A 24914-nucleotide genomic window follows, 5' to 3' on the forward strand; every position below is an offset into this window, starting at 1 on the left:
CCGTGTGTAATATCACCGCGGGCTTCGCCGGGTTCACGACAGGAGCACACTACTCATGTACGACGTCATCGTTGTCGGTGCGCGCTGCGCCGGTTCACCTCTGGCGCTGCTGCTCGCCAGGCGAGGCCACCGGGTCCTTGTCGTCGATCGGGCAACCTTCCCGAGTGACACCGTCTCGACGCACTACATTCACCAGACCGGCCTTGCCCGGCTGCGGGACTGGGGCCTGCTCGACCGCCTCGCGGCGTCGGGCGTCCCGCCGATAAGAAATCTGATCATGTCCTACACTGGCATTCACATCGAGGGCTTCGCCGACCCGATCGAGGGCATCACCGAGGTCTACTCCCCACGGCGCACCGTCCTGGACAGCATTCTCGTCGACGCGGCGCGCGCGGCCGGCGCAGAGGTCCTCGAGGGGTTCACCGTCCAGGATGTGATCTTCGAGGACGGCCGGGCGGCCGGTATCCGGGGCCAGCTCGGCGACGGGCCGGCGCAGGAGTTCCGCGGGTCGTTCGTCGTCGGCGCGGACGGCCGGAACTCGACGATCGCGGACAAGGTCGGGGCTGACTTCTACCGGGTGGTCCCGGCGAGCTGCTTCGTCTACTACTCGTATTTCAGTGGCCTGGACTGGACCTTCCAGCACCGGACCGGCTTCAACGAGCAGCAGATAGGCACGTGGCCGACCAACGACGGTCTGAACCTGCTGTCCCTGCTGCGCCGGCGGGAGCACTTCAGCGCGTTCCGCACCGACGTGGAGAACAACTTCCACGCGGTGTACGACGAGGTCGTCCCCGAACTCGGCGAGGAACTGCGGGCCAAGGGGAAGCGGGAGGAGAACTTCCGGGTGATGCGTTACCCGGACAACTACTACCGCCGCTCCAACGGGCCGGGCTGGGCGCTGGTGGGGGACGCCGGATACCACAAGGACCCGTTCACCGGCTGGGGAATCACCGACGCCTTCGTGTACGCCCAGCTCCTGGCGGACCACCTGCACGAGGGGCTGGCCGGCGAGCGTCCGATCGACGACGCGGTGGCGGAGTACGCCAGGCTCCGCGACGAGCGGAGCAAGAGCACCTTCGAGTTCACGTGTAYGATCTCCGAACTCCTTCCCCTGCCCCCCTTCTTCGACTCGGTACTGCGCGCCGCGAGCCAGAGCCCCGAATACACGAAGAAGTTCTACGGGATGATAGGCGGGGGTATCCACAGCGAGGAGTTCTTCGCTCCGGAGAACCTGGAGAAGCTCTACGAAGAGGTTGGGACGCCGCGGGACAAGCGGCTGCTCACGGCCGCCTGACCGCTTCTCGCCCATATCTGCCGACATCCGCCTGTATTGTTCCGCACCTGCCCCGCTTCTCGATCACCAGGTGCCCTGGTACCGGGGGTCAGGGGAGCGGGGAGCCGGTGAACCGGGCGGCGCGGCAGGAGGACGAACGCGCCGCCCGCCGCCCCTGCGCGGCTGCGGCGCCGACACAGACCAGGAGCGTGCCCAGCCGTGAACGCCGCACCCAGCGCACTCACCGAGTCCGCCACGGGCAGCGCGCCCGCCGCGCCCAGCGCGGGCGACGGCCCGCGGCGAATCGCCGAACGCACGAAGGCGTTCGTCCAGGAACATGTCTTCCCGGTCGAGCGGGAGATCATCGTCAGCGGGCGCCCGATGGACGACGCGCTGCGGGTGCGGCTGCAGGAGGAGGCACGTCAGGCCGGGGTCTTCGGCCCGCTGTCGCCGGTGGCCTACGGCGGGCTCGGCCTCGACACCCGTGCCCTGGCGCACGTGCTGGAGGCCGCCGGCGCGAGCCTGATCGGCCCGATCGCGGTGAACGCGTCCGCCCCGGACGACGGCAACATCCACCTGCTCGCCCACCTCGCCACCGCCGAACAGGCGCGGCGGTACCTGGAACCGTTGGCGCGCGGTGAGATCCGCTCGTCCCTCGCGGTGTCCGAACCGTCCCCGGGGGCGGGGTCGGATCTCACGATGCTGCGCACGGCCGCCGAGAAGGCCCCCGGCGGCTGGAAGATCAACGGAGTGAAGCACTTCGTCACCGGAGCCGACGGGGCGGCGTTCAGTATCTGCATGGCCGCCACCGCCGGCGGCGGCGCGACCATCTTCCTGGTGGACCAGGACAACCCGGGGCTCACCGTCGRCCGCCGCATGCCGACGCTGGACCACAGCGCTCCGGGCGGCCACTGCGAAGTGACCTTCGACGACTGCTTCGTACCCGACGACGCCGTGCTCGGCGAGGTCGGGAAGGGCTTCGAGCAGATCCAGGCGCGGCTGGCGCCCTCCCGCATCATGTTCTCGATGAGCTGGCTGGGGGTGGCCGTGCGGGCGCACGAGATGGCGGCGGCGCGGATCGTCGGCCGCGAGGCGTTCGGGGCGGCGGTCGCCGCCCACGGGATGGCCCAGGCCCACGTCGCCGACAACGAGATCGACATCACGGCCGCCCGGGCGCTCGTCCACTCGACAGCCGCCGTGATCGACGAGCGTGGCGCGCTCAGCGGCGCCGCGCGCCACGCGTCCGCGATCACCAAGACCTTCGTGTCGGAGGCGGTCTGGCGGGTGCTCGACCGCGTGGTCCAGCTCTACGGCGGGCTCGGTGTGTGCGAGGACGAACTGGTCGCCCGCTTTCTTGTCGAGGCGCGGGGTTTCCGGATCTACGAGGGCCCGTCCGAAGTGCTGCGCTGGTCCATCGCCCGCCGGGTGCTGCGCGCTCACCGATGAGGCCGGTCGACATCGCCGGTGGCGCGGACAGCCGGTGGCGCGGGCGTCTTCTCTCCCGCCCCGCGCGCTCCTGCCCGCACGGTGACTTCACCTCTTTTTCCGCCGCTTCCGGTAACCGGTTCGGCGCCTGTTCACGGGCCGGTAGGAAAACAGTGTTGGGATGGCAGACGTGACTAGTGACACGCGGGTTTCGCCCGCCCGGACCGGGTACGCGATATTCAGCGAGGCCACCAGCGGAGCTGTCGACTACGAGCGAATTCGTGAGATCACGAACTCGCTCGTGCCCTTCGGCAGATTCGTCGGGGTCGATATCACCGAGGTGGGGCCGGACCGCGCGGTCGTCGAGATTCCGGCGGACCGGAACCTCACCAATCATCTGGGTACGGTGCATGCCGGCGCGCTCTTCCTGGCCGCGGACATCGCCGGGGCCGCCGCCCTGGCCGGCGCGCTGGCACCGCGCCTCGCCCGGGTCGAGTACACGGTGGTCCGGGACGCGCGGTCGACCTTCCGGAAGCCGGCCGTCGGCCGGGTCCGCGCGATCGCCACCGTGGACGAAAGAGAGGCACGGCGGGTCCTGGCCAGCACCGCCGCGGAACAGTTCGACCTGGACGGCAAGGCACTGCTCTATGACGACGCCGACGTGCTGGTGGCCAAGTTCCGCTTCGACTACGCCTGCAGCATCGCGGCGAGCTGACCGGGGTTCCGTCGGCACCGCGTACGAACACTGGTACCCAGACAGCCCGAAGAGCGCACGACGATGTTCCCGGCGCGCTCGGGAGGCAGCCTGGAACGACCGTCCCCGGGCCGTTTCCGGGCCGTCCACGGCCGTTGGCCGCGGCCGGCATCCGGTTGTCGGGRCGTCTCGCGCGGATGGTTTCTCCGCCGTCGGATCCGGCGCGTCGGCGGGCATGGCGGATCCCGCCGGGCGGTGAACTCCGCCGGAATGCGTCAAGAAATCTCGGAACGGGCATCTGTTTTTCCCGCGAGTACCGTCGATCGCCCGCTCCGATCGGGCAATAGGTATCCGGGATTGGCGTTGACCGTTCTTTCGGATGTTCCGCACAATTGAGAGGAAGCTTGCTGGCGAATGCCCGTGCCGACACCTGCCGGATAAAATGACAGGGACGTGAACAATGTGTGACTATTTCACGGGCGGGTGGGCTGGCGTCCAACTCAGGAAATCTTTTCGCGGGCAGCTCGGGATGGATCGGGGAACATGATGGCGAAAGCGCGGATGACGGTCGTCGGTGACAGTTTCGTCGAGGGCCGGGGCGACCCCGCCCCGGACGGGACGTACCGCGGCTGGGTGCCCCGGTTCGCCGAGATGTTCGGGATCCCGAGCGGTGGCTGCCTCAACCTGGGGACCTTCGACGCGACCACCCAGGACGTGGTCGACCGGCAGCTTCGGGTCGCGCTGGTGAACAAGGCCCCGCTGATCGGGTTCGTGGCCGGGGTCAACGACCTGATCCGGGACTACGACGCGGCCCGCTTCCGGCGGAATCTCGAGTCGATATTCACGACACTGTCCGGCCCGGACACGGTGATGTTCACCGCGACCTACGCGGACATCCCCCGTAACCTCCCGTTGCCGGCGTCCTTCCAGGAGCTCCTGCGGGGCCGTTTCGCCGAGGCGAACGAGCACCTGCGGGAGATCTCCGCGCGTACCGGCGCGCTCTGCCTGGACGTCGTCGACGGCCGGGAATGGGCGGACCCGGCCATGTGGTCGGCCGACGGCCTGCATCCGAGCCCCGTCGGCCACCAGCGCTTCGCCGAGGCCATGGCGGACCTCGTCGCCCTGGCCACCGGAATGGTGCCGCTGCCCACGGCGTCCCCGTTCGCCGGCGCTGGTGCCGGACCACTGTCGTACTAGACCAGCCTGAATACAGGCCACCCGAAATACTACGCCACCAGAAATATCAGGCCACCAGAAATACCAGGCCACCAGAAATGCCAGGACGGCCGGCGCGGCAGAACGGCAGAACAGGCACGATCACGGTTTTTCCCGCGCCGGCCGGCCGCCGGTCGCGGATGTCCGCACGCCGATCCAGAAGGTCCGACCGGCCCGGGTTCCCGGGCCGCCGCGTGGCACGGCCGAGTGGGGAACCAGCACCGCTGGCTCCCCGTCCCGGCTCTTTCGTGTGCCTGTGAGCACCGGGCGGGCCGGCGGAACACGCCGGTTCCGAAACATCCGCCGGCGGCCGCCCGGGACCGTCGGGTCCGGGAGCACGAGACCGGGGAGGACAAGACCGAGGAGGACAAGACCCGGAAACGCGCGGCCCGGGCCGCGGAAAAGGTCGGGACCATCCGCTGCGACAAAGCTCAAGGAAAGCTCAGGAGAGGAAAACGGTGAGCGGCGACACGCTGGCGCAACGGCGCCTGGCCGACAACCCGATCGCGATAGTCGGTATGGCCGGTCTCTTCCCGAACGCCTACAACTACCGGGAGTACTGGCAGAACATCGTCGACGCGACGGACTGCACACAGGACGTCCCGGCGAGCCGGTGGAACCTCGACGACTACTACGACCCCGACCCGACCGTCCCGGACATGACCTACTCGCGCCGCGGCGGCTTCATCCCCGACGTCGACTTCGACCCGCTGGAGTTCGGCATCCCGCCGAACCAGCTCGAGGTCACCAGCGTCATGCAGACACTGAGCCTGATCGTGGCCCGGGACCTGCTGCGCGACGCGGGCGCGACCGACTCCGACTGGTACGACGCCACCCGTACGGGGGTTGTCCTGGGGGTCACCGGGCCGGTCCCGCTGATGCATCCGCTGGCGGCCCGGCTGTCGACCCCCGTCCTGAAGGAAGTGGTCCGTAGCTGCGGGCTCACCGCCGCCGACGCCGAGGCCATCGCAGCCAAGTACGTCCAGGCGTTCGCGCCGTGGGAGGAGAACTCCTTCCCCGGCCTGCTGGCCAACGTGGTCTCCGGCCGGGTCGCCAACCGCCTGGGGCTGGGCGGGATGAACTGCACGGTGGACGCGGCCTGCGCGGCGTCGCTGTCGGCCCTGCGGATGGCCGTGGCCGAACTGGTCGACGGCCGAGCCGAGATGATGATCGCCGGTGGCGCCGACACCGAAAACTCGATCTTCGGGTACATGTGCTTCAGCAAGACCCAGGCCCTGTCGAAGAGCGGGCAGATCAGGCCGTTCGACGACGCCGCCGACGGCACCCTCATCGGCGAGGGCATCGGCATGATCGCGCTGAAGCGTCTCGCCGACGCCGAGCGGGACGGCAACCGTGTCTACGCGGTCATCCGCGGCATCGGCTCGTCCAGCGACGGCCGGTCCAAGAGCATCTACGCGCCCCGCGCCGAAGGGCAGCGGCTGGCGCTGGCCCGCGCCTACGCCGACGCCGACTGCTCGCCCGCGTCCGTCGAGCTGTTCGAGGCGCACGCCACCGGCACCGCGGTGGGGGACAGGACCGAACTCTCCGCGCTGACCGAAGCGCTGTCGGAGGCGAGCGGCGAGCGGCACTTCGCCGCGGTCGGCAGCGTGAAGTCGCAGATCGGCCACACCAAGGGTGCCGCGGGCACGGCGAGCCTGATGAAGCTCGCGCTCGCCCTGCACCACCGGACGCTGCCGCCGACGATCAACGTGGAGCATCCCAACAGCGCGATCGACTTCACCGGCGGGCCGCTGTACGTCAACACCCGGACCCGGCCGTGGATCCGCGACCCGGACCGGCCGGTCCGCCGGGCCGCCGCCTCGGCGATGGGCTTCGGCGGGACGAACTTCCACGTCGTCCTTGAGGAGCACACCGGCGAGCGCCGCGCCACCACGACACTGCACCGCACCGCCCGCGCCCACCTCTGGCACGCGGCCGACACGGCCAGCCTGCTGGAGCTGCTGCGGTCCGGTGCCGAACCGGACGACAGCACGCAGATCCCGGCGGAGCACGCCCGGGTCGGCTTCGTCGCCGCGGACGACGAGACCGTCCAGCGCCTGCTCGCCCTGGCGGTCGAGCAGCTCGCCGCCGCCCCGGACGCGCAGCAGTGGACGCATCCGGCGGGGGTGTTCTTCCGCGCCCGGGCGCTGGCCGACCTGAAGGTGGGCGCGCTGTTCGCCGGGCAGGGCAGCCAGTACCTGGACATGGGCCTGGAAGCGGCGCTCAACATCCCGACCGTGGCCGGGGCCGTCGACGACGCGAACGAGGCGTTCGCCGGAGCCGACCACCGACTGGGCGCGATCATCTACCCGCCGCCGGTCTTCGACGCGGAGCTGCGGCAGGAGCAGGAAAGCCGGCTGCGCCGGACCGAGTACGCCCAGCCGGCGATCGGAGCGATCTCGGTCGGCCAGTTCCGCTACCTCGCCGAACTGGGCCTGCGCTGCTCGGGATTCCTCGGGCACAGCTTCGGGGAGCTCACCGCGCTGTGGGCCGCGGGCGCTCTCGACGACGCGGACTTCTTCCGCCTCGCCCGCGCCCGCGGCGAGGCGATGGCCCCGCCCGCCGAGGACCCCGACCACGACCCGGGCACCATGGCCGCCGTCCAGGCCACCCGGGAGCAGGTCATCGACATCCTCCGCGCCTTCCCGAACGTGGTGATCTGCAATCACAACGCGCCGGACCAGGTGGTCGTCGGCGGGGACACCCAGGCGGTCGGCGAGGTCGTCCAGGAGTGCAAGCAGCGGCAGCTGGGCGCCCGGCTGCTGCCCGTCTCCGCGGCCTTCCACACCTCCCATGTGGCGCATGCCGTCGAGGCGTTCGGGCACGCCGTCTCCTCGGCGCGGATCGGCGAGCCGCGGCAGCCGGTCTACGCCAACACCGCGGGCGTCCGGTACGGGCCGGACGTCGAGGCGAACAGGCGTGCGCTGACCGAGCAGCTCCTCCAGCCGGTCGAGTTCGTCCAGGCCCTCGAAGCCATCCGCGCCGACGGCTGCAACGTGTTCGTCGAGTTCGGCCCCAAGCAGGTGCTGACCGCGCTGGCCAGGCGGACCCTCGAGGCCGCCGGCATCGTCGCGGTCCCGACCGACGCCGGCCCGCTCGGCGACAGCGACGTCGCATTGAAGCAGGCCGCCGTCCAACTCGCGGTTCTCGGCGCGCCGATCAGTGGGGTCAACCGGCACGACGCCCCCGCCTGGGTCGCGCTGAAACCCCGGGGCATGGCCGTGACCCTGAACGGGGCGGACTACGTGCCGGAATCCCGCCGTGCCGCCTACCGGGCCGCGCTCAACGACGGTTTCCGGGCGTCGATCGTCACCCCGGCCGCCACCAGCACCAACGGGGTCGGCGGGGCCGGCGGCAACGGGGTCGGCGGTGGCAACGTCGGCAGTGACAACGGCTTCGGCCTCGGCGCGGGGATCGGCGCGGACATCACGGACGCTCACCAGGCCGCTCGTCAGGCCGGTCAGCAGGTTCCGGTGGACGCGGCGGTGCCGAGTGACCTGCCAACCCCTGACCTGTCGGTCCTCTCCGCCGACCATGCCGCACCATCGACGGCCGCATCATCGCCAGCCACGTCGCTGGCGACCGTACAGCCGGCGGCAGCGTGGCCGCCAGCCGCCGGCGTCGCCGAACCACCGGCGGCTCACGCCCACAGCGCCGATGCCGGAGAGGACGTCGGCCTCGACGACGTGGTCGCGCAGCATGTGGCGCTGCACTCCCGGTATCTGGAAAGCCAGTTGCAGGTCACCGAAGGACTGGTGGAGATCCTGCACCAGCAGCAGCCCGGTGTGGACGCGGGCGGCGGGGCCTGGCTCGCGCGGGCGGTCGAGAGCGTGAAGGACCAGAGCCTGGCGATCGGGCAGGCGCACATCCGCGCCAACGAGATCCTCTCGTCGCTGGCCGAGATCGAGCGCGGCGGGCAYCGCTCCCCGACGGTCAACGGCTACCCAGCACCAGCACCAGCGGCCTTCGGCCCGGCCGCTCCGCCGCTGCCGGTCCTGCCGGAACAGCCACGCCGGACGGAAATCGCCGCGGCGCCGTCTCCGGCTCCGGCCTCCGCGCCGACACCGGTCCCGGCCTTCGCCCCAGCCTCCGCACCGGTGTCGGCTCCCGCACCGGTGCCGGTTCCGGTGCCGTCGGCCGAAGCGGCCCCGGCCTCGGCGGCTCCCGCACCGACTCCGGCGGACACCGCGCCGCCCGTTCCCGTCGACGCCGCTGTGTCCGCTGGTTCGGTGGATGCGGGGTTGTTGCGGTCGGCGTTGGTGGGTGTGGTGGCGGAGCGGACGGGTTATCCGGCGGAGATGATTGACACCGGGATGGATCTGGAAGCGGATCTGGGTGTTGACTCGATCAAGCGGGTGCAGATTCTGGGGGCGGTGCAGGAGCGTTTTCCCCAGGTGCCGAGTGTGGGTCCGGAGTTGTTGGGTGAGCTGCGGACGCTGGAGCACATCATCGATTTCCTGGTGAGTGCCGCCGGTTCGTCCGCGGTGGCTTCGGCTCCTGTTTCCACGGCTCCTGCCGTCACGGGCTCTGCTTCCGCTGGTTCGGTGGATGCGGGGTTGTTGCGGTCGGCGTTGGTGGGTGTGGTGGCGGAGCGGACGGGTTATCCGGCGGAGATGATTGACACCGGGATGGATCTGGAAGCGGATCTGGGTGTTGACTCGATCAAGCGGGTGCAGATTCTGGGGGCGGTGCAGGAGCGTTTTCCCCAGGTGCCGAGTGTGGGTCCGGAGTTGTTGGGTGAGCTGCGGACGCTGGAGCACATCATCGATTTCCTGGTGAGCGCCGCCGCGCCTGCCCCGACCGGGGCGGCCGCCACGGCGGCGCCCGCGGCCCCGTCCGCCGAGGAGCAGGCCCCGCCCGTCGAGCAGGTCGCGCGGCACCCCGTCGAGATCGTCGGACTGCCCCCGGTCGACAGGATCGGACAGCCCTACCCGGCTGGCCCGGTAGCCGTCGTCGTCCACCCCGCAGAGCAGGCGGACGAGACGTTCGCGGCGGGTCTTGAGGAGGCCGGCTGGACGGTGACGCGGGTGAGCCTGCCAGCCCCGGGCGGGGACGGGTCGTCCGACCTGGCCGCCTGGGACGGCGAGGCCGTCGAGCGCCGGCTCTCCGAGGCACTCACCGACGCTCTGGGCGCGACCGGCAGGATCGACCTCTTCCTCACCGTTCTCGGGGGGAGCGACACCGCGGATGATCACGGTGTCCGGCAGGACACCACCGGGGATCACAGTGTCCGGCAGGACGCGTGGGACCATGGCGTCCGGCAGCTTGCCGACGCCGTGCTGGTGGCCAAGCATGCCAGCGTGCCGCTGGCCACGGCCGCCCGCTCCGGTGACCGCGCAGCCTTCGTGACCGTCACCCGCCTCGACGGCGGTCTCGGTCATCGCGGCGGGCGCGGGGCCGCCGAGGCGCTGCTCGGCGGGGTCGGCGGTGTGGTCAAGACGCTCGCCCACGAGGAACCGTCGATCTTCTGCCGCGCGCTCGACATCGACCCTGAGCTCGGCGGCGACGACGCGCTCGCCGTCCTGCTGGACGAGATCGCGGACGCGGCCACGGACACCCTCGAGGTGGGGGTCGACGCCGCCCGCCGCAGGTGGACCGTGATCCCCGCGCCGTACGGGTCGCCGCGGGCGTCCACCGCGGTGGCCACCGGCGCCACCGTCGCTCCCGTGGCCGGCTCCGTCGCCGGCACGGGCGTGGCGGCGACCGGTGCGGTCCCGTCGGCGCCCACGGTCGGCGCGGGTGACGTGTTCGTGGTGACGGGCGGGGCGCGGGGGGTCACGGCGTCCTGTGTGCGGGCGCTCGGTGAGCACAGCCAGGTGGAGTTCCTGCTGCTCGGGCGCACGGCGCTTGCCGCGGAGCCCGACTGGGCCGCGGGTGTGGCCGACGCCGACCTCAAGCGCGCGGCGATCGCCGCCCTGGGGGCCGGTGGCGGCAGGCCGCCGACGCCGCGGCAGGTCGACGCCGTCCTGCGCGACATCCAGGCCCAGCGCGAGATCCGCGCGACGCTCGACGCCCTGGCCGGCAGCGGATCCGCCGCGGCAGCCAGCTACCTGCAGGTGGACGTCGGCGATGCCGCCGCAGTGCGGGACGCGCTCGCGGCGCACCGTGACCGGATCACGGGTGTGGTCCACGGCGCGGGAACCCTTGCGGACGGGCTCGTGCGCACCAAGACACCCGACGACGTCCGACGGGTCTTCACCCCGAAGCTCGCCGGTCTGCGCAACGTCCTGGACGCGCTCGACGGCGCGCCGATCCGCCACGTCGTCCTGTTCACCTCGGTGGCCGGGCTGTTCGGCAACGCCGGCCAGGCCGACTACGCCGCCGCGAACGAGGCGCTGTGCCGGGTCGCGGCCAGCCTGAAGCGGGAGCATCCCGACCGTCATGTCACCGCCATCGACTGGGGCGCCTGGGACGGCGGGATGGTCGCCGCCGACCTGCGGGAGCTCTTCCACGCCCGCGGTGTCGAGCTGCTGGCGCCGGCGACGGGCGCGCGGATGTTCGTGGAGCAGTTCGGCGCCGAGCGCGTCGACGACGTGTGTGTGCTGGTCGGCCAGCGCAAGGCGCTCACCGACGGTACCGGCCCGCGTCCCGGCCGGGCCTTCACGGCCCGCCGCGAGCTGACCGGCATCGAGGACACCGAGGTGCTCCAGGCGCACCGCATCGACGCCTCCCCGGTCCTGCCCGCCACGTTCGGGCTCGGCTGGCTGGTCAACGTGCTCGAACGCGCCCACCCGGGGCTTCAGGTGATCGAAGCCAGCGGGTTCGAGGTGCACAAGGGGATCGTGTTCGACGGCGCGCACAGCCGCGCGTACCAGGTCGAGGTGCCCCTGGCCGAAGCCCGGGACGGCCGGCTGACGGTGCGGGCCGCCGTCCGTGCCGCCGCCGGCGGTACCGGCAGCGGTGCTGGCAGTGGTGCCGGCAGCGGCAGCGCCCTGCCCGTCTCGCACTATGTCGGCACGTTCGTGCTGGCCGAGGCCCCGCCCGCCGCGCCGGTCGCGCCGGGCCGGCCGGGCGAGGCGGTGGGCAGCGGTCCCGAGGACGGCGTGGAGATCTACACCGGGGGCACCCTGTTCCACGGCCCGGCCCTGCAGGGCATCCGCCGCATCCTGCAGCGCAGCGACGACCGGGTCGTCCTGGAGTGCCGGCTGGCCGACCAGGTCGTCGCCGACGGGGCGTTCGCCGGCGCGCTGCACAGCCCGGTGCTCGCCGACATCCTCCTGCACGGGCCGTCGGTGCTGGGCCGGTGGCTGACGGGCCTGGCCTGCCTGCCGCTGGCCGTCGGGCGCTGGGAGTACTTCGCCCCGCTGCCGGACGGGGAGCCGTTCGTCGTCGTCCTGGACGACGTCCGGCGCGCCGCGTCCTCCATCACGGTGACGGTGACCGCCAGTGACCCCGGCGGACGCGTGCTCCAGCGCCTGCGCGACGTGTCGATGATCGGGACCCCCGACATGGCCGCGAAGTTCGCCGCGGYCGTGCGGTGGTGGCTGCCGGGGGAGGGGGCGTGACCGTGCGACCGCTGACGCACCCCGGCCCCGTCCGTCTCGCACGGGCCGGTTCGACCAGACCGACGGAGGACAGGCGATGACAGCGGAGCAGGTGGCGTCCCAGGTGGTGGACGTCGACGCCCTGGAGATCGATGCCCTGGAGTTCGACGGCGAGCCCTTCGACCCCACCCGGTGGTCGGCCGACACCATTCGGGCCGACGCGCCGCCGCAGCCGCGGCCGTCGGCGGCCGGGCACGGCGGGGCTGGCTCGGTTGGCTCGGCCGGCGCGTCTGACCTGTCGTCCGGGCCGGCCGACAGGGACGCGGACGGGACCGGCTTCGTCCGCCGGCCGTCAGCCCCCGTCGGTTCTCCGTCGGTGCCCGCCGGTGAACTGGAACCGGCCGAACTGGCGGCCTCGATCGCCCGGCAGGTACGGGCGGTTGTCGTGGCCGCGCACGCCAGCGCCCTGCGGGCCCAGACGAGCGTGCAGAACCGGGTGCTCGCGGCGCTCGCGGCGTCCGGACAGCCGGCGAGTCCGGCGAACCCGGCAGGATCGGCGAGCCTGGTGAGCCCGGCGGACAACGCTGTCCGACCGGCGGGCGGGCTGTCCGCGGCAGCCCCGGCGCCCGGCATCTCGGCGGGCTTGGCGCGCCCACAGCCTGTGAGCCCGGCGCCCGCTCCGACGGTGCCCGGCGTCCAGGCGGGGCCGGTCCGGGCGGCCCTGCCCGTTGCCCGGGAGGGTGGTGTCCCGCGGGGCGCCCAGCAGGGCCTCCAACGGGATGACGCGGCCGCCCCGGCCCCGGCCGTCACCGAGGTGTTCGAGGTGGTCGACGGGCGACCGAGTGTGTTGTCGCGGCCGTCCGTGGCACCGGCGCCCACCCGGGTGTCCACGGAGGCGGCGTTCAAGCCGCTCGCGCGCAGTGACAGGAACCGGCTGGACGCCGCCGATCTCACCCGTCTCGCCGAGGGGTCGATCGCGAGCGTGTTCGGCGCCGCCTACGACCAGGACGGCGCCAACCCGTCGATCCGCCTGGCGCTGCCGCGGGCCGGGGTCCCCGGGCTGCTGCTGAGCTGGGTGGACGGCCTGGACGTGCGCGGCGGCGCCTGGGGCCACGGAGCGCTGCGCGCCGGGCTGCGGCCGGGTGCCGTGGCCGCGGGCCCCCCGGCGCAGGCCGGGCCGGACCAGGGCGTCCAGGCACAGGGCGTCCAGTCACAGGGCACGCCGGCGGGGGAGCAGGCCGTGCTCCTCGCCGAGTCGGCAGCGCAGGCCGCCGAGGTGTTCGCCCTGTACCTGGGTCTGCACCTGGGCTTCGCCGACGCCACCTTCGCCCGCGGTGTGCCGGGCGGGCCCGACGCGCCGGGCGAGCCGGACCGCTGCCAGGTCGAGATCCTCGGGCCGACGCCGGACGCCGATGTCGAGCTGGCCCTGGAGGTCACCGGCGTCGACCTCGTCCCGCGGCCGTGGCTGTCCGTCGACGCCGAGTTCCGCGTCGGTGGCGAGGTCGTCGCCAGGGTGCGGGGGGTGACGCTGGGTGTCCAGGAGAAGCCGGGCGTCCCGATCGGCCCGCAGGCCGGCGGCACCGTGGCGCGTTTCCTCGGGCGCCGGAACAGCCTCGGCGAGCCGGTGATGCTCAACGAGTTCCACATGGCCCACTGCTCCAAGGGGGATCCGGGCATCGCCCTGGGGCCGGAGTTCTCCCGCTACCGCGGCATCCGGGCGACCCGGCTGCCCGACGGTGGCCTGCGCCTGGTCGACCGGATCGTCSCCGTCCAGGGGGAGCGGGGGAAGCGGGAGAGCCTGCGCGGGGGCGCCACCCACCAGACCGAGTACGACTCGCCCGCCGGCTCCTGGTACTACCAGGACACGGCCAACGCGTCGATGCCGAACTGCGTCTACATGGAGACCTCGCTGCAGTCGGCGCTCGTCCTCGGCTACTACCTGGGCGCCACCCTCACCGACCTGGGCGGGGAGCACAGCCTGCGCAACCTCGGCGGCACCGCCATGCTGCTGCGCGAGGTGGACCTGCGAAACAGGACCCTCCGGCAGCACTCGACCCTGCTGTCCACCACCCCCATGCCCGGGTCGGTGCTGCAGGAGTTCTCCTACCGGTTCTCCGTGGACGGCGAGCCCGTCTACGAGGGCGAGTCGATGTTCGGCTACTTCAACGAGGCGGCGCTGGCCAGGCAGAGCGGGCTCGACGCCGGCCGGCTCGTGCCGACCTGGCTGGACGAGCAGCAGCCCCGCCCACCGGTGCGGACCATCGACGTCGCCGCCCGCCGGGCCGACCCGTCGGCGCCGCTGTGCTCGCGGGGCCATCTCGCGCTGCTCGACGACGTCGAAGTCGTCGACGGCGGCGGCCGGTACGGGCAGGGCTACCTGCGGGCGGCCCGCCCCATCGACCCGCACGACTGGTTCTTCGCCCGCCACTTCGTCCTGGACCCGGTCATCCCCGGCTCGCTCGGGGTGGAGGCGGTGATCCAGGCGATCCAGGAGTGGCTCGTCGACGGCGGCCACACGGCGGGCTTCGCCCGGCCCGGGTTCGTGCTGCCGGTCGGGCTGCCGATGACGTGGAAGTACCGCGGCCAGTTCCTGTCGACGGACAGCGAGACCACCCTCGAAGTGCACGTCAAGTCCGTCGAGCGGCGGCCCGGCCGGGTGCGGGTGGTGGCGGACGCGAGCGTGTGGAAGCCGACCATGCGCATCTACGAACTGACCGATGTCGCCGTCGAACTACGCGACGAAGGAGCCCCGCCATGGTGACCGCCCAGGCCGGCCCAGCCGCGCCCAGCCGGCCGGCGGACGCCGGCCACACCCCCACCGGCCGTACCGCCGGCCACCCCACCGGCCACAGCACCGGTCGTGCCACCGGTCTCGCGCGCGGCGCGGACGAGATCTACGACGTGCTCGCGACCCTGGAGCGGCCCGCCTTCGTCGTCCGGGACGCCCAGGGGATCGCGGCCACCAACGACGAGCGGCTGCTCGGCCCGGGCACGCAGGTGCTCGCGGCGGTGCCGCCGGCGCCGCCCGAACGGCTGGGGTCGCCGGACTTCCCCCGCGACCACGGCGTCCGCCACCCGTACATGGCCGGGGCGATGGCCAACGGGATCGCGTCGGCGGAACTGGTCGTGGCGCTGGCCGGAGCGGGTTTCCTGGCCTCCTTCGGCGCGGCCGGGGTGCTGTCGGCCCGCGTCGACGAGGCGCTGGCGACGATCAGCCGGCGGGTGCCCGCCGGCACGGGGTTCGCCTGCAACCTCATCCACAGCCCGAACGAGCTGGCCATGGAACGGGACGTGGTCGACCTGTGCCTGCGCCACCAGGTGCGCTGCGTCGAGGCGTCGGCGTTCCTCGACCTGACCCCGCAGGTGGTGCGCTACCGGCTGGCCGGGCTGTCCCGGGCGGCCTCCGGCCAGGTGCGGGCCGGCAACCGGCTGGTCGCCAAGATCTCCCGGGCCGAGGTGGCCGAACGCTTCCTGCGCCCGGCACCCGAACCGATCGTCCGCGGGCTGCTCGACGCCGGCCTGGTCACCGCCGAGCAGGCCGAGCTCGCCCGGGGGGTGCCGGTGGCGGACGACATCACCGTCGAGGCTGATTCCGGCGGCCACACCGACCGCCGGCCGCTGACCGTCCTGCTCCCCGAGATCATCGCTCTGCGTGACCGGGTGCGGCGTGAGCTGGCCGGGTCGGGTCAGCCCTGGCAGGTCCGGGTCGGCGCGGCCGGCGGGATCGGGACACCGGCCGCCGCCGCGGCGGCGTTCGCTCTCGGCGCGGCCTACGTGGTGACCGGGTCGGTCAACCAGGCGTCGGTGGAGGCGTCCCAGTCGCCGGCGACGAAGCGGCTGCTGGCCGGTGCGGGCACGGCCGACTGCGTCATGGCCCCGTCCGCGGACATGTTCGAGATGGGCGTCGAGGTGCAGGTCCTGCAACGCGGGACGATGTTCGCGAGCCGGGCCCGGCGGCTGTACGAGGTCTACCGGGCCCACGACGGCATCGAGGCGATCCCGGCCGCCGAGCGGGACGCCCTGGAACGGAAGATCTTCCTGCGGCCGCTGGACGACGTCTGGGCGGACACCGTGCGGTTCTTCACCGAGCGTGACCCCGACCAGATCGCCCGCGCGGCCGACAACCCGAAGCGGCGGATGGCGCTGGTCTTCCGCTGGTACCTCGGCCTGTCCTCGGGCTGGAGCATCGCGGGGGAGCCGAGCCGGGCCACGGACTACCAGATCTGGTGCGGGCCGGCGATGGGCGCGTTCAACACCTGGGTCGCCGGCACCTACCTGGCCCCGGTGGAGAACAGGCGGGTGGCCGACATCGCCACACAGATCATGCGCGGTGCCGCCTTCAGCAGCCGGGTCGGCCACCTGCGGTCCGCGGGGGTGCGGCTGCCCGTGCGCTGCGCCACCTACATCCCGTCCCTTATCCCGTCCCCGCCGCGGACCGGCGCGGCAGCGGGGCTCGACCGGTGGGAGCAATCATGACAGTGACTCTGCCCAGGCAGGCGGACGGCACGGATGCCAGGACGACCCGGGACGCATCCTGGCTGGTCTGCGGCGGATGCCAAGCGATCATCTACGCGAAGAGGTTCGCCCGGTCCCTGCGGGTCTGCCCGGAGTGCGGCTGGCACGCCCCGCTGACCGCCGTCGAGCGGCTCACGACACTGCTGGATCCCGGGTCCGTGGCGCTGGTGGACACGGTCGTCGCCGACAGCGACCCGCTGGAGTTCGTCGACAGCCGTCCCTACGTCGACCGGCTGCGCGACGCGCGGGCCGCCACCGGCCTGGCCGAGGCGGTCGTGAGCGCCCGCGGCCGCATCGACGGCAACCCGGTGGTCGTGGCGGCCATGGACTTCCGGTTCATGGGGGGCAGCCTCGGCGCCGCGGTCGGTGAGGCCGTCACCCAGACGGCCGAGATCGCGCTGCGGGAACGCACGCCGCTGCTGCTGGTGACCGCCTCCGGCGGGGCGCGCATGCAGGAGGGCGTGCTGTCCCTGATGCAGATGGCCAAGACCAGCCAGGCCCTCGGGCAGCTCGACGAGGCGGGGATCCTCACCCTGGCGCTGATCACCGACCCGACCTTCGGCGGGGTGGCCGCGTCCTTCGCGACGCTGCCGGACATCATCATCGCCGAGCCGGGGGCGCGGCTGGGGTTCGCCGGGCCGCGGGTGATCCAGCAGACCATCCGGCAGACCCTGCCGCCGGGGTTCCAGACCGCGGAGTTCCTGTTGCGGCACGGTGTCGTCGACATGATCCGGCCGCGGGCCGAGCTGCGCGCCACCCTGGCCCGGCTGCTGACCGTGGGCAGCCGCCGGGCGGCGCGCACGGCCGTGCCCGCGCCGCGGTCCGCGCCGCCCCGGCCGCCGGTGTCACGATCGTCGGCGTCACAGCCATCGGCGTCGCAGCCGCCCGTGCCACAGCCGTCCGTCTCGCAGTTGCCGGCGGGCGGCGCGCTGGTCGTCGACCCGGAGCGGCTGCCCGCGCGGGAGCAGTGGGAGTCGGTGCGGCTGGCCCGCCGGCTCGGTCGGCCGACGACCCTGGACTACATCGCTCTGATGATCGAGGACTGGGCGGAGCTGCACGGGGACCGCATGGCCGCGGACTGCCCGGCGATGGTCTGCGGGCTCGGCCGGCTGGAGGGCACGCCGGTCGTCGTGATCGGCACGCAGAAGGGACACAGCGCGGCCGAGCTGTCCGCGCGCAACTACGGGATGCCGTCGCCGGCCGGCTACCGCAAGRCCGCCCGGGCGATGCGGCTGGCCGCCAAGCTCGGGCTGCCGGTGGTCACCCTCATCGACACCGCGGGCGCCTTCCCCGGCATCGACGCCGAGCAGAACGGGCAGTCGGTCGCGATCGCCGAGAACCTGCGGCTGATGGCGGGCCTGCCCGTCCCGGTGGTGGCGGTGGTGACCGGCGAGGGCGGCAGCGGCGGCGCGCTCGCCCTCGCGATCGCCGACCGCGTCCTGATGTGCGCCAACGCCGTCTACTCGGTGATCAGTCCGGAAGGGTGCGCCGCGATCCTGTGGAAGGACGCGGCCGCCGGGCCGAAGGCCGCGGCGGCGCTGCGGGTGGACGCCCGCGAGCTGCTGCGCGGCGGGATCGTCGACGGTGTGGTGCCCGAGCCCGAGGCGGGCGCCGACAGCGACCACCTGCTCGCGGCGCACGCCCTGCGCGACGCGCTGACCAGCACGCTGGCGCAGCTGCTGCCGCGGGACCAGATGACCCTCGTCACCGGGCGCCGCGCTCGGTTCCGCCGCTTCGGCGCCGACACGCTCACCACGCTCGACGACGACCGCGACATCGACCGCGATCTCGACCATGAGCTTGATCGTGACTTCGACCGGGCCGGTGTCGGCGGCCACGGCATCGATGACGACCGGGACGGTCGTGACCAGCGTGACCTCGACCGGGACGATCTTGACGAGAAGGAAAGCGCCTGATGAGTCCTGTCCAGGTCAACGGGGTTCCACCGGTGCGCACGGCGGTGCCCGGCGCCGGTGAGCTCGACGAGATCATGACGGTGCTCCGCGATCATCTGCTCACCCTGAGCGCGCAGACGTCCCGGGTGCCCAGCCGGGTGCGGGCGGCGGCCGGCGAGGTCTTCATCGAGATCGCCTGGCCGGACGCGGTGCCGCCGGCATCCACCGAACTGGTCGCACCGGCAGCGCCGCCGGTGTCGGCCGCCACGGCGTCGGTTCCGGCCACGGCGTCGCCACGGCCGGAACCGGCGACCCGCGGCGGGCCGGCCCAGCCGCCGGCCGTCGCGGACGCCGACGCGCACATCCTGCGGGCCGCCACCGTGGGCGTGTTCTACCGGGCCCCCGAGCCCGGAGCCAAGCCGTTCGTCGCCGAGGGTGACCTGATCACCCGCGGTCAGCAGGTGGCGATCATCGAGGCGATGAAGCTGATGATCCCGGTGGAGGCGGACGCGTCCGGCCGGGTGCTTGAGATCCTGGTGGCCGACGGCACCCCGGTCGAGCACGGCCAACCCCTGCTGACGGTGGCCACCGGCGACGCCGACCGGGCAGGTCCGGGCCGATGATCAAAAAGGTGCTGATCGCCAACCGTGGCGAGATCGCGCTGCGGGTCGCCCGTACCTGCCGTGAGCTCGGGCTGGCCACGCTGGCGGTCCACTCCGCCGCCGACCGCGACTCGGCGGTCGTCCGGTTCGCCGACGAGTCGGTGCAGATCGGCCCCGGCCCGGCCAAGGCCAGCTACCTCAACATCCCCGCCGTCATCGAGGCGGCGCGGGGCTGGGGCGCCGACGCCATCCACCCCGGCTACGGGTTCCTCTCGGAGAACCCGGACTTCGCCGAGGTGTGCGAGGAGGAGGGCATCACCTTCGTCGGCCCGCCGGCATCGGTGATGAGCCGTCTCGGTGACAAGGCCAGCGCCCGTTCGATCATGTCGGACGCGGGGCTGCCGCTCCTGCCGGGCAGCCGGGACGCGCTCGAGCACGCCGACGAGGCCGCGGAGTTCGCCGCCGGGATCGGGTACCCGGTCATCATCAAGGCGGTGGCCGGCGGCGGCGGGCGCGGGATGAGCGTGGTGCACGAGCCCGACGCGTTCCTGCGGTCCTACAGCCAGACCCGCGCCAGCGCCCAGACGGTGTTCCGGGACGGCCGGCTGTACGTGGAGCGTTACCTGGCCTCCGCGCGGCACGTCGAGGTGCAGATCCTCGCCGACGCCCATGGCAACGTCGTCCACCTGGGCGCGCGCGACTGCTCGTTGCAGCGCCGGCACCAGAAGCTCGTGGAGGAGACCCCCGCGCCGCGGCTGCCCGCGCGGACCGTGGAGCAGATGTGCGAGGCGGCCGTCCAGGGGGCGCGGGCGGCCGGGTATGTGGGAGCGGGCACGTTCGAGTTCCTGGTGGACGGCGACGGCCGGTTCTACTTCATGGAGGTCAACTGCCGCCTCCAGGTGGAGCACCCGGTCACCGAGATGGTCACCGGGACGGACCTGGTCCGCGAGCAGCTTCGGGTCGCCGCCGGTGAGCCGCTCGGCTTCGACCAGGCCGACGTCGTCCCGCGCGGGGTGGCGATCGAGTGCCGGATCAACGCCGAGGACCCGGCGGCCGGTTTCGTGCCCACCCCGGGGGTGGTCAGCGAGTTCGCGCTGCCCGGTGGCCCGTTCGTCCGCGTCGACACCCACGTCTACGCCGGCTATCAGGTCCCCGCGCTGTACGACTCGCTGCTGGCCAAGCTCGTCGTCTGGGCGCCCGACCGGGAGCAGGCGCTGGCGCGGATGGACCGGGCGCTTGACGAGCTGCGGCTGCGCGGCCCGCATGTGGTGACCACCGCCGCGTTCCTGCGCGAGGTCCTGGACCATCCCCGTTTCCGCCAGGCCGAGCACGACACCTCGCTCATCAACGAGCTGACGGGCTGAGGCCGGCAGTGGTCCTCGGTATCCGCGGCGGTCTGTGAACGTCTCCAGAGAGGAGATCCGGTGAACGCGCTCTGGGCCGCGGTGAGTACCAACGCCCGCCCTCGGACGGTGCTGCACCTGCCGTCCGAGGGACGATCCGTACCCGTCACGCGCCTGCTGGCCAACGCCGAACGGACGGCGACACTGATCGCGGGCCAGCGCCGCGTCGGCATCCTGATGGCCAACGGCGAGCCCTGGCTGCGCGGGCTGCTCGCGTGCTTCCGGGCGGGGGCCGCCGCGGTGCCCATCGCCCTGCCCGTGGCGTTCGGGGGCAGCGAGGGCTACCAGCGGCACCTGCGCCGCATCGTCGAGGACGCCGAGCTTGCGGCCCTGCTGGTGGACGAGCAGAGCGCGCGCCTGCTCGGCCGGCTCGCGGCACCGCCGGACGTCCGGCTGGTCGACATCACGCGGGTGCCCGCGCCAGCCGGTCCAGCCGGGCTGGTCGGGCCGCCTGGGCAGATCGAGCCGGCCGGGCCGGTCGACGAGAACCCGGCCGACGAGTTCGCGGTGATCCAGTACACGTCCGGCAGCACCTCGGCGCCCAAGGGCGTCGCGCTGACCGCCGACAACGTCCTGGCCGGTCTGGCGGCCATCGACGGGGGCCTGGGCCTGACCGACGCCGACGAGATCGGCATCTGGTCGCCGCTGTTCCACGACATGAGCCTGTTCGGCACGCTCGCCCACCTGGCCAGAGGGTGCTCGGTCCATCTCTGGCGCACCACCGACTTCATCCGCGACACCCGCGGCTGGCTGGCCGCCGCGGCGGCGTCCGGCGCCACCGTGCTGCCCATGCCCAACTTCGCCTACCAGCGCCTGRTCGACGCGGTCGAGGCTGATGGGGCTCCCGACGGGCTCGACATGTCCGGCTGGCGGCTGGCCTGCAACGGCTCCGAGCCCGTGCAGTGGTCGACGCTGGAGGCGTTCAACCGGGTGTTCGGCCCCTGCGGGTTCCGGCCCGAGGCGATGCTGCCGTCCTACGGCATGGCCGAAGCCACGCTCGTCATCAGCCTGGCGGCACTGGGGGAGCGGCCGTGGCAGCTCAGCGTCGACCGGTTCGCCCTCGCGCCGGGCGACAGGGTCGTCCACGTCACCCCGGGTGCCGCGGGCGCCCGCCAGGTCGTCTCCTGCGGCTCGGCGGCGCCGGGCATCGCCGTCCGGGTCGACGCCCCGGCCCCCGGGCGGGTCGGCGAGGTCCAGGTCCGCGGCGCGGCCGTGATGAGCGGCTACCTCGGGCTGCCCGCCGAGCGGCAGCCCTTCACCGCCGACGGCTGGCTGCGCACCGGCGACCTCGGCTTCGAGGCCGAGGACGAGCTGTTCCTGGTCGGACGCGTCAAGGACATGGCGATCATCCGCGGCCAGAACTACTACGCCGAGGACGTCGAACAGATCGCGCGTCGCGTCCAGGGCTTCGACGTCCGGGTCTGCGCCGCCCTGCAGGCCGGGGACGGCGACGTCGAGCACATCGCGGTGTTGGTCGAGACGCCGCTCGCGGGCGCGGCGGCCACCGCCCTGGTGAACGCCGTCGAGGCGGCCATCGCCGCCGAACTCGGCCCCGCGGTGGCGTCCGTGCATCCCGTGCCCGTCCGCTCCATCCCGCGCACCAGCTCCGGCAAGGTGCGCCGCCACGCCGCCAGGGCCCTCTACCGGAGCACGGCAGAGGCCACCGTAAAGCCGTAAGGGCTACCAGAAGACCCGTGAAGGACGCCTCATGAGTACGCGGACCGTCGAGGACGCGGTGGCCACCGCCCTGGCCAACCGGCTGCAGATGGACAAGGCCGACATCGACCTCGATCTCCCCATGCACCTGCTGCCGAGGATCGAGTCGGTGGTGATCCTCAGCGTGGTGGTGGATCTTGAGGATGTTCTGGGGGTGGCGATCCCCGACGACGTCCCGTTCGAGGCGGTCACCGCGCGTGATCTCGCCGCGCTCGTCCAGGAACTCATGTGACTCGTCAGGGGCCTCGGGTGAGCCGCCGCTTCGAGCCGACCCCGCCGGATCTGGCGGTCTTCGACACCACCCTCACCGACGCGGCCACCGTGCTGCGCACCGACGAGGCCGGGGTCGCAGCCCTCGGCCTGCGGCAGGTCGACGGCCTGCTCGACTACACCGACGTCGCCAACGCGGGGCTGCACTCGGGCACCGGCGCCACCGTGCCCGAGCTGGCCAGGCGGCTGCTCATGCGGTTCGTGGCGGCCGAGCCCGACGACTGGTTCGCCCCCGCGGACTGGACGGTCGCGGTACACCGGGCGGCCAGCGGCGAGACCTTCCAGGTGGCGGTCCCGGACCTGGGCGCCGAGGGCGTCGAACTCCTGGAACTCCTGGCCGACGGCCCGACTGGCAGTTCGGCCGACGGCCCGACTGGTGGTCCGACTGGCGGCCCTACTGGTGGTCCGACTGGCGGCTCGGCCGGTGACCTGCCGCTGCCGGTCGTCACCGAGGGCCATCAGAGCAGTCCGTACCAGGTGCGCGTCCGGCTCACCGGCGAGCGCTACGACGTCACCGACCGCCGGATCCGCGCGGCGTTCGACGACGTCCTCGACGCCCTGGACACCGGCGCGGTGCGCTATCAGGCGATCGCCGAACCGCTGCGCGCCGACCACCGGCGGTCCTGGGAACTGGGCGTCGCCGACTGCGTCGTGGCGGGGCGGGTCCTCGCCGACCGGCTGCGGGCCGAGGGGTTCCGGGCGCGGGCCCGCCGCGGCTTCCTGCTCGGCCTCGTCGGCAACGACCACGGCTGGTGCGAGGTCCACCTCGACGGCCGGTGGCGCACCCTGGACCCGGTGTTCGCCCACCTCGCGGCCGAGCACGGCCGTGACGGCGGGGGGCAGTTCCGGGCGGCCTGCCGGGGCAGCCGGTTCAACCGTCTGCTGCCGTGCGCCGTGGCCGAGTCCGCCGCGCTGTTCCTGCGGCCGGCCGGCACGCCCGCCCCGGCGTGGGCCTTCGGCGCCGTGTCCGCACGTCTGCACCAGCTTCACCGGTTGCGTCGGCGCGCCGCCGTCACCTGAGCCCGAAACAGATGTCACCAGCCCGAACAGACGCCACCTGAGCCCCGAAGAGCCCTGAAAAGAGCTGAAGAGAGCGGTCATGAAGCCAGACGCGACGGCGGAGCCGGCCGGCAACTGGGCCGTCCCGCTCGGCGGGGACGCGCTGTTCACCTGGGACTACGACGCCGGAACCGAGCAGATGCTGAGCCTGTACTCCCGTGGCAAGCAGCGCCAGTGGGACGCCGAGACGCGGCTGGACTGGGACCACGACGTCGACCCGGACAATCCGCTCGGCCTGCCCGACACGTTCATCTGGATCGCCGGCACGCCGCTGTGGGAGCGCCTGCCGGAGGCGGAGCGGATCACCGTCCGCCGGCACCTGGCGGGCTGGCTCTACTCCCAGTTCCTGCACGGCGAGCAGGGCGCGCTGGTGTGCGCGGCGAAGGTCGTCCAGACCGTGCCGGACATCGCCTCGAAGTTCTACGCCGCCACCCAGGTGGTGGACGAGGCCAGGCACGTCGAGGCGTACCAGCGCATGCTGCATGACAAGATCAAGCTGCACTACCCGATCTCCGCCGGGCTGCGCGGCCTGCTTGAGACGACCATCGGTGACAGCCGCTGGGACATCACCTACCTCGGCATGCAGGTGATGATCGAAGGTCTGGCGCTGGCGTCGTTCAGCATCCAGCGGGACCGGATGCGCGACCCACTGGCGCGGGCGCTCAACGCCTACGTGCTGCAGGACGAGGCGCGCCACGTCGCGTTCGGGCGGCTGGCCCTGCGTGACTACTACAGCCAGCTCAGCACCGCCGAACTGCGTGAGCGTGAGGATTTCGCGGTCGAGGCGTGCTGGGTGCTCAGGGACCGGTTCGCCGGCGAGGACATGTGGCGCAACCTCGACTACGGCGCCGACGAGTGCGTCGCGCTGGCCAACCGCTCACCCGGCCAGCGCGAGTTCCGCCGCCGGCTGTTCACCCGGATCGTCCCGACGTTGAAGGACATCAACCTGTTCGGACCCAGGATGCGGGAAGCCCTGCGCGAGCTGGGTGTTCTCGGGTTCAGCCGGGTCGACGGAGCCGAGACCTCCGCCGAGGACGAGCGGATCGCCGACGACATCGCCGCGCTGGAGCTTGCCGTCCGGCAGCGGGAGGTGTCCGCGGCCGTGGCCCGCGGCGCCGGATCCGACGACGCCGGCAAGGACGACGCCGGCAAGGACGAGGAACGACCGAAATGACAGAACACACCGAACCGACCGCGTCCACCGAACTGGCTGAACCAGCCGAAACAAGTGAACCAGCCGAAACAAGTGAACCAGCCGAAACAAGTAAGACAGCCGAACAAGTAAGACAGCCGAAAAATATGAGTCAGTCAAAACACATGAGCCAGCCGAAATGAGCGGACCGGCAGAAACAGGCGTGCAGGT

The 24914-nt window shown here is 72.6% G+C and carries 14 protein-coding genes; all 14 read left to right on the top strand.

The genetic code is table 11. The annotated features are described in order from the left end of the window. Positions 1-55 precede the first annotated feature (55 nt). The 14 genes from BL254_RS05215 (at position 56) to BL254_RS05285 (ending at position 24725) form a co-directional block, all read left to right on the top strand. The gene (locus tag BL254_RS05215; RefSeq protein WP_076842679.1) at positions 56-1294 is read left to right on the top strand and encodes an NAD(P)/FAD-dependent oxidoreductase; all 1239 of its coding nucleotides are present in this window, start codon (positions 56-58) and stop codon (positions 1292-1294) included. Between the two features lie 198 nt (positions 1295-1492). After that, positions 1493-2719, top strand: coding sequence for an acyl-CoA dehydrogenase family protein (locus BL254_RS05220; protein WP_083730855.1), 1227 nt, complete (start codon positions 1493-1495; stop codon positions 2717-2719). Positions 2720-2888: 169 nt separating this feature from the next. After that, positions 2889-3413, top strand: coding sequence for a PaaI family thioesterase (locus BL254_RS05225; RefSeq protein WP_235433376.1), 525 nt, complete (start codon positions 2889-2891; stop codon positions 3411-3413). Positions 3414-3938: 525 nt separating this feature from the next. Beyond that, on the top strand, positions 3939-4589 hold the full coding sequence (locus BL254_RS05230) for an SGNH/GDSL hydrolase family protein (RefSeq protein WP_047222278.1): 651 nt from the start codon (positions 3939-3941) through the stop codon (positions 4587-4589). Positions 4590-5065: 476 nt separating this feature from the next. Then, complete coding sequence (locus tag BL254_RS05240; protein ID WP_076842680.1) at positions 5066-12112, top strand: type I polyketide synthase; 7047 nt, start codon at positions 5066-5068, stop codon at positions 12110-12112. A gap of 76 nt (positions 12113-12188) precedes the next feature. Then, positions 12189-14852 carry a beta-ketoacyl synthase gene (locus BL254_RS05245; protein ID WP_076842681.1) on the top strand — a complete coding sequence of 888 codons (2664 nt, stop codon included), beginning with the start codon at positions 12189-12191 and terminating at the stop codon, positions 14850-14852. After that, the gene (locus BL254_RS05250) at positions 14846-16567 is read left to right on the top strand and encodes a PfaD family polyunsaturated fatty acid/polyketide biosynthesis protein (RefSeq protein ID WP_076842682.1); all 1722 of its coding nucleotides are present in this window, start codon (positions 14846-14848) and stop codon (positions 16565-16567) included. The genes BL254_RS05245 and BL254_RS05250 overlap by 7 nt, the downstream gene beginning before the upstream one ends. Continuing rightward, the gene (gene accD, locus BL254_RS05255; RefSeq protein ID WP_076842683.1) at positions 16564-18522 is read left to right on the top strand and encodes an acetyl-CoA carboxylase, carboxyltransferase subunit beta; all 1959 of its coding nucleotides are present in this window, start codon (positions 16564-16566) and stop codon (positions 18520-18522) included. Before BL254_RS05250 ends, accD begins: the two co-directional genes overlap by 4 nt. Then, complete coding sequence (locus BL254_RS05260) at positions 18522-19124, top strand: biotin/lipoyl-containing protein (RefSeq protein ID WP_076842684.1); 603 nt, start codon at positions 18522-18524, stop codon at positions 19122-19124. Before accD ends, BL254_RS05260 begins: the two co-directional genes overlap by 1 nt. Continuing rightward, positions 19121-20467, top strand: a complete 1347-nt coding sequence (locus BL254_RS05265; protein ID WP_047222242.1) for an acetyl/propionyl/methylcrotonyl-CoA carboxylase subunit alpha — start codon at positions 19121-19123, stop codon at positions 20465-20467. Before BL254_RS05260 ends, BL254_RS05265 begins: the two co-directional genes overlap by 4 nt. Positions 20468-20527: 60 nt before the next feature. Further along, entirely contained in the window at positions 20528-22183 is a 1656-nt protein-coding gene (locus BL254_RS05270) for an AMP-binding protein (RefSeq protein ID WP_076842685.1), read from the top strand. Positions 22184-22214: 31 nt separating this feature from the next. Beyond that, positions 22215-22454 carry an acyl carrier protein gene (locus tag BL254_RS05275; protein WP_013874118.1) on the top strand — a complete coding sequence of 80 codons (240 nt, stop codon included), beginning with the start codon at positions 22215-22217 and terminating at the stop codon, positions 22452-22454. 17 nt (positions 22455-22471) lie between these two features. Beyond that, positions 22472-23512 (top strand): transglutaminase domain-containing protein, encoded by a 1041-nt coding sequence (locus tag BL254_RS05280; protein WP_254857828.1) that lies wholly within the window; start codon positions 22472-22474, stop codon positions 23510-23512. Positions 23513-23591: 79 nt separating this feature from the next. Continuing rightward, the gene (locus BL254_RS05285) at positions 23592-24725 is read left to right on the top strand and encodes a diiron oxygenase (protein ID WP_047222243.1); all 1134 of its coding nucleotides are present in this window, start codon (positions 23592-23594) and stop codon (positions 24723-24725) included. The last annotated feature ends 189 nt before the right edge of the window (positions 24726-24914 follow it).

This window comes from Protofrankia sp. BMG5.30, assembly GCF_001983005.1.
Lineage (GTDB): Bacteria > Actinomycetota > Actinomycetes > Frankiales > Frankiaceae > Protofrankia > Protofrankia coriariae.

What these genes read in the sequence shown, in the direction of transcription:
- BL254_RS05230 (WP_047222278.1), top strand. Translation starts at nt 3,939, where the DNA reads ATGGCGAAAGCGCGGATGACGGTCGTCGGTGACAGTTTCGTCGAGGGC.
- BL254_RS05250 (WP_076842682.1), top strand. Translation starts at nt 14,846, where the DNA reads ATGGTGACCGCCCAGGCCGGCCCAGCCGCGCCCAGCCGGCCGGCGGAC.
- BL254_RS05260 (WP_076842684.1), top strand. Translation starts at nt 18,522, where the DNA reads ATGAGTCCTGTCCAGGTCAACGGGGTTCCACCGGTGCGCACGGCGGTG.
- BL254_RS05265 (WP_047222242.1), top strand. Translation starts at nt 19,121, where the DNA reads ATGATCAAAAAGGTGCTGATCGCCAACCGTGGCGAGATCGCGCTGCGG.
- BL254_RS05275 (WP_013874118.1), top strand. Translation starts at nt 22,215, where the DNA reads ATGAGTACGCGGACCGTCGAGGACGCGGTGGCCACCGCCCTGGCCAAC.
- BL254_RS05285 (WP_047222243.1), top strand. Translation starts at nt 23,592, where the DNA reads ATGAAGCCAGACGCGACGGCGGAGCCGGCCGGCAACTGGGCCGTCCCG.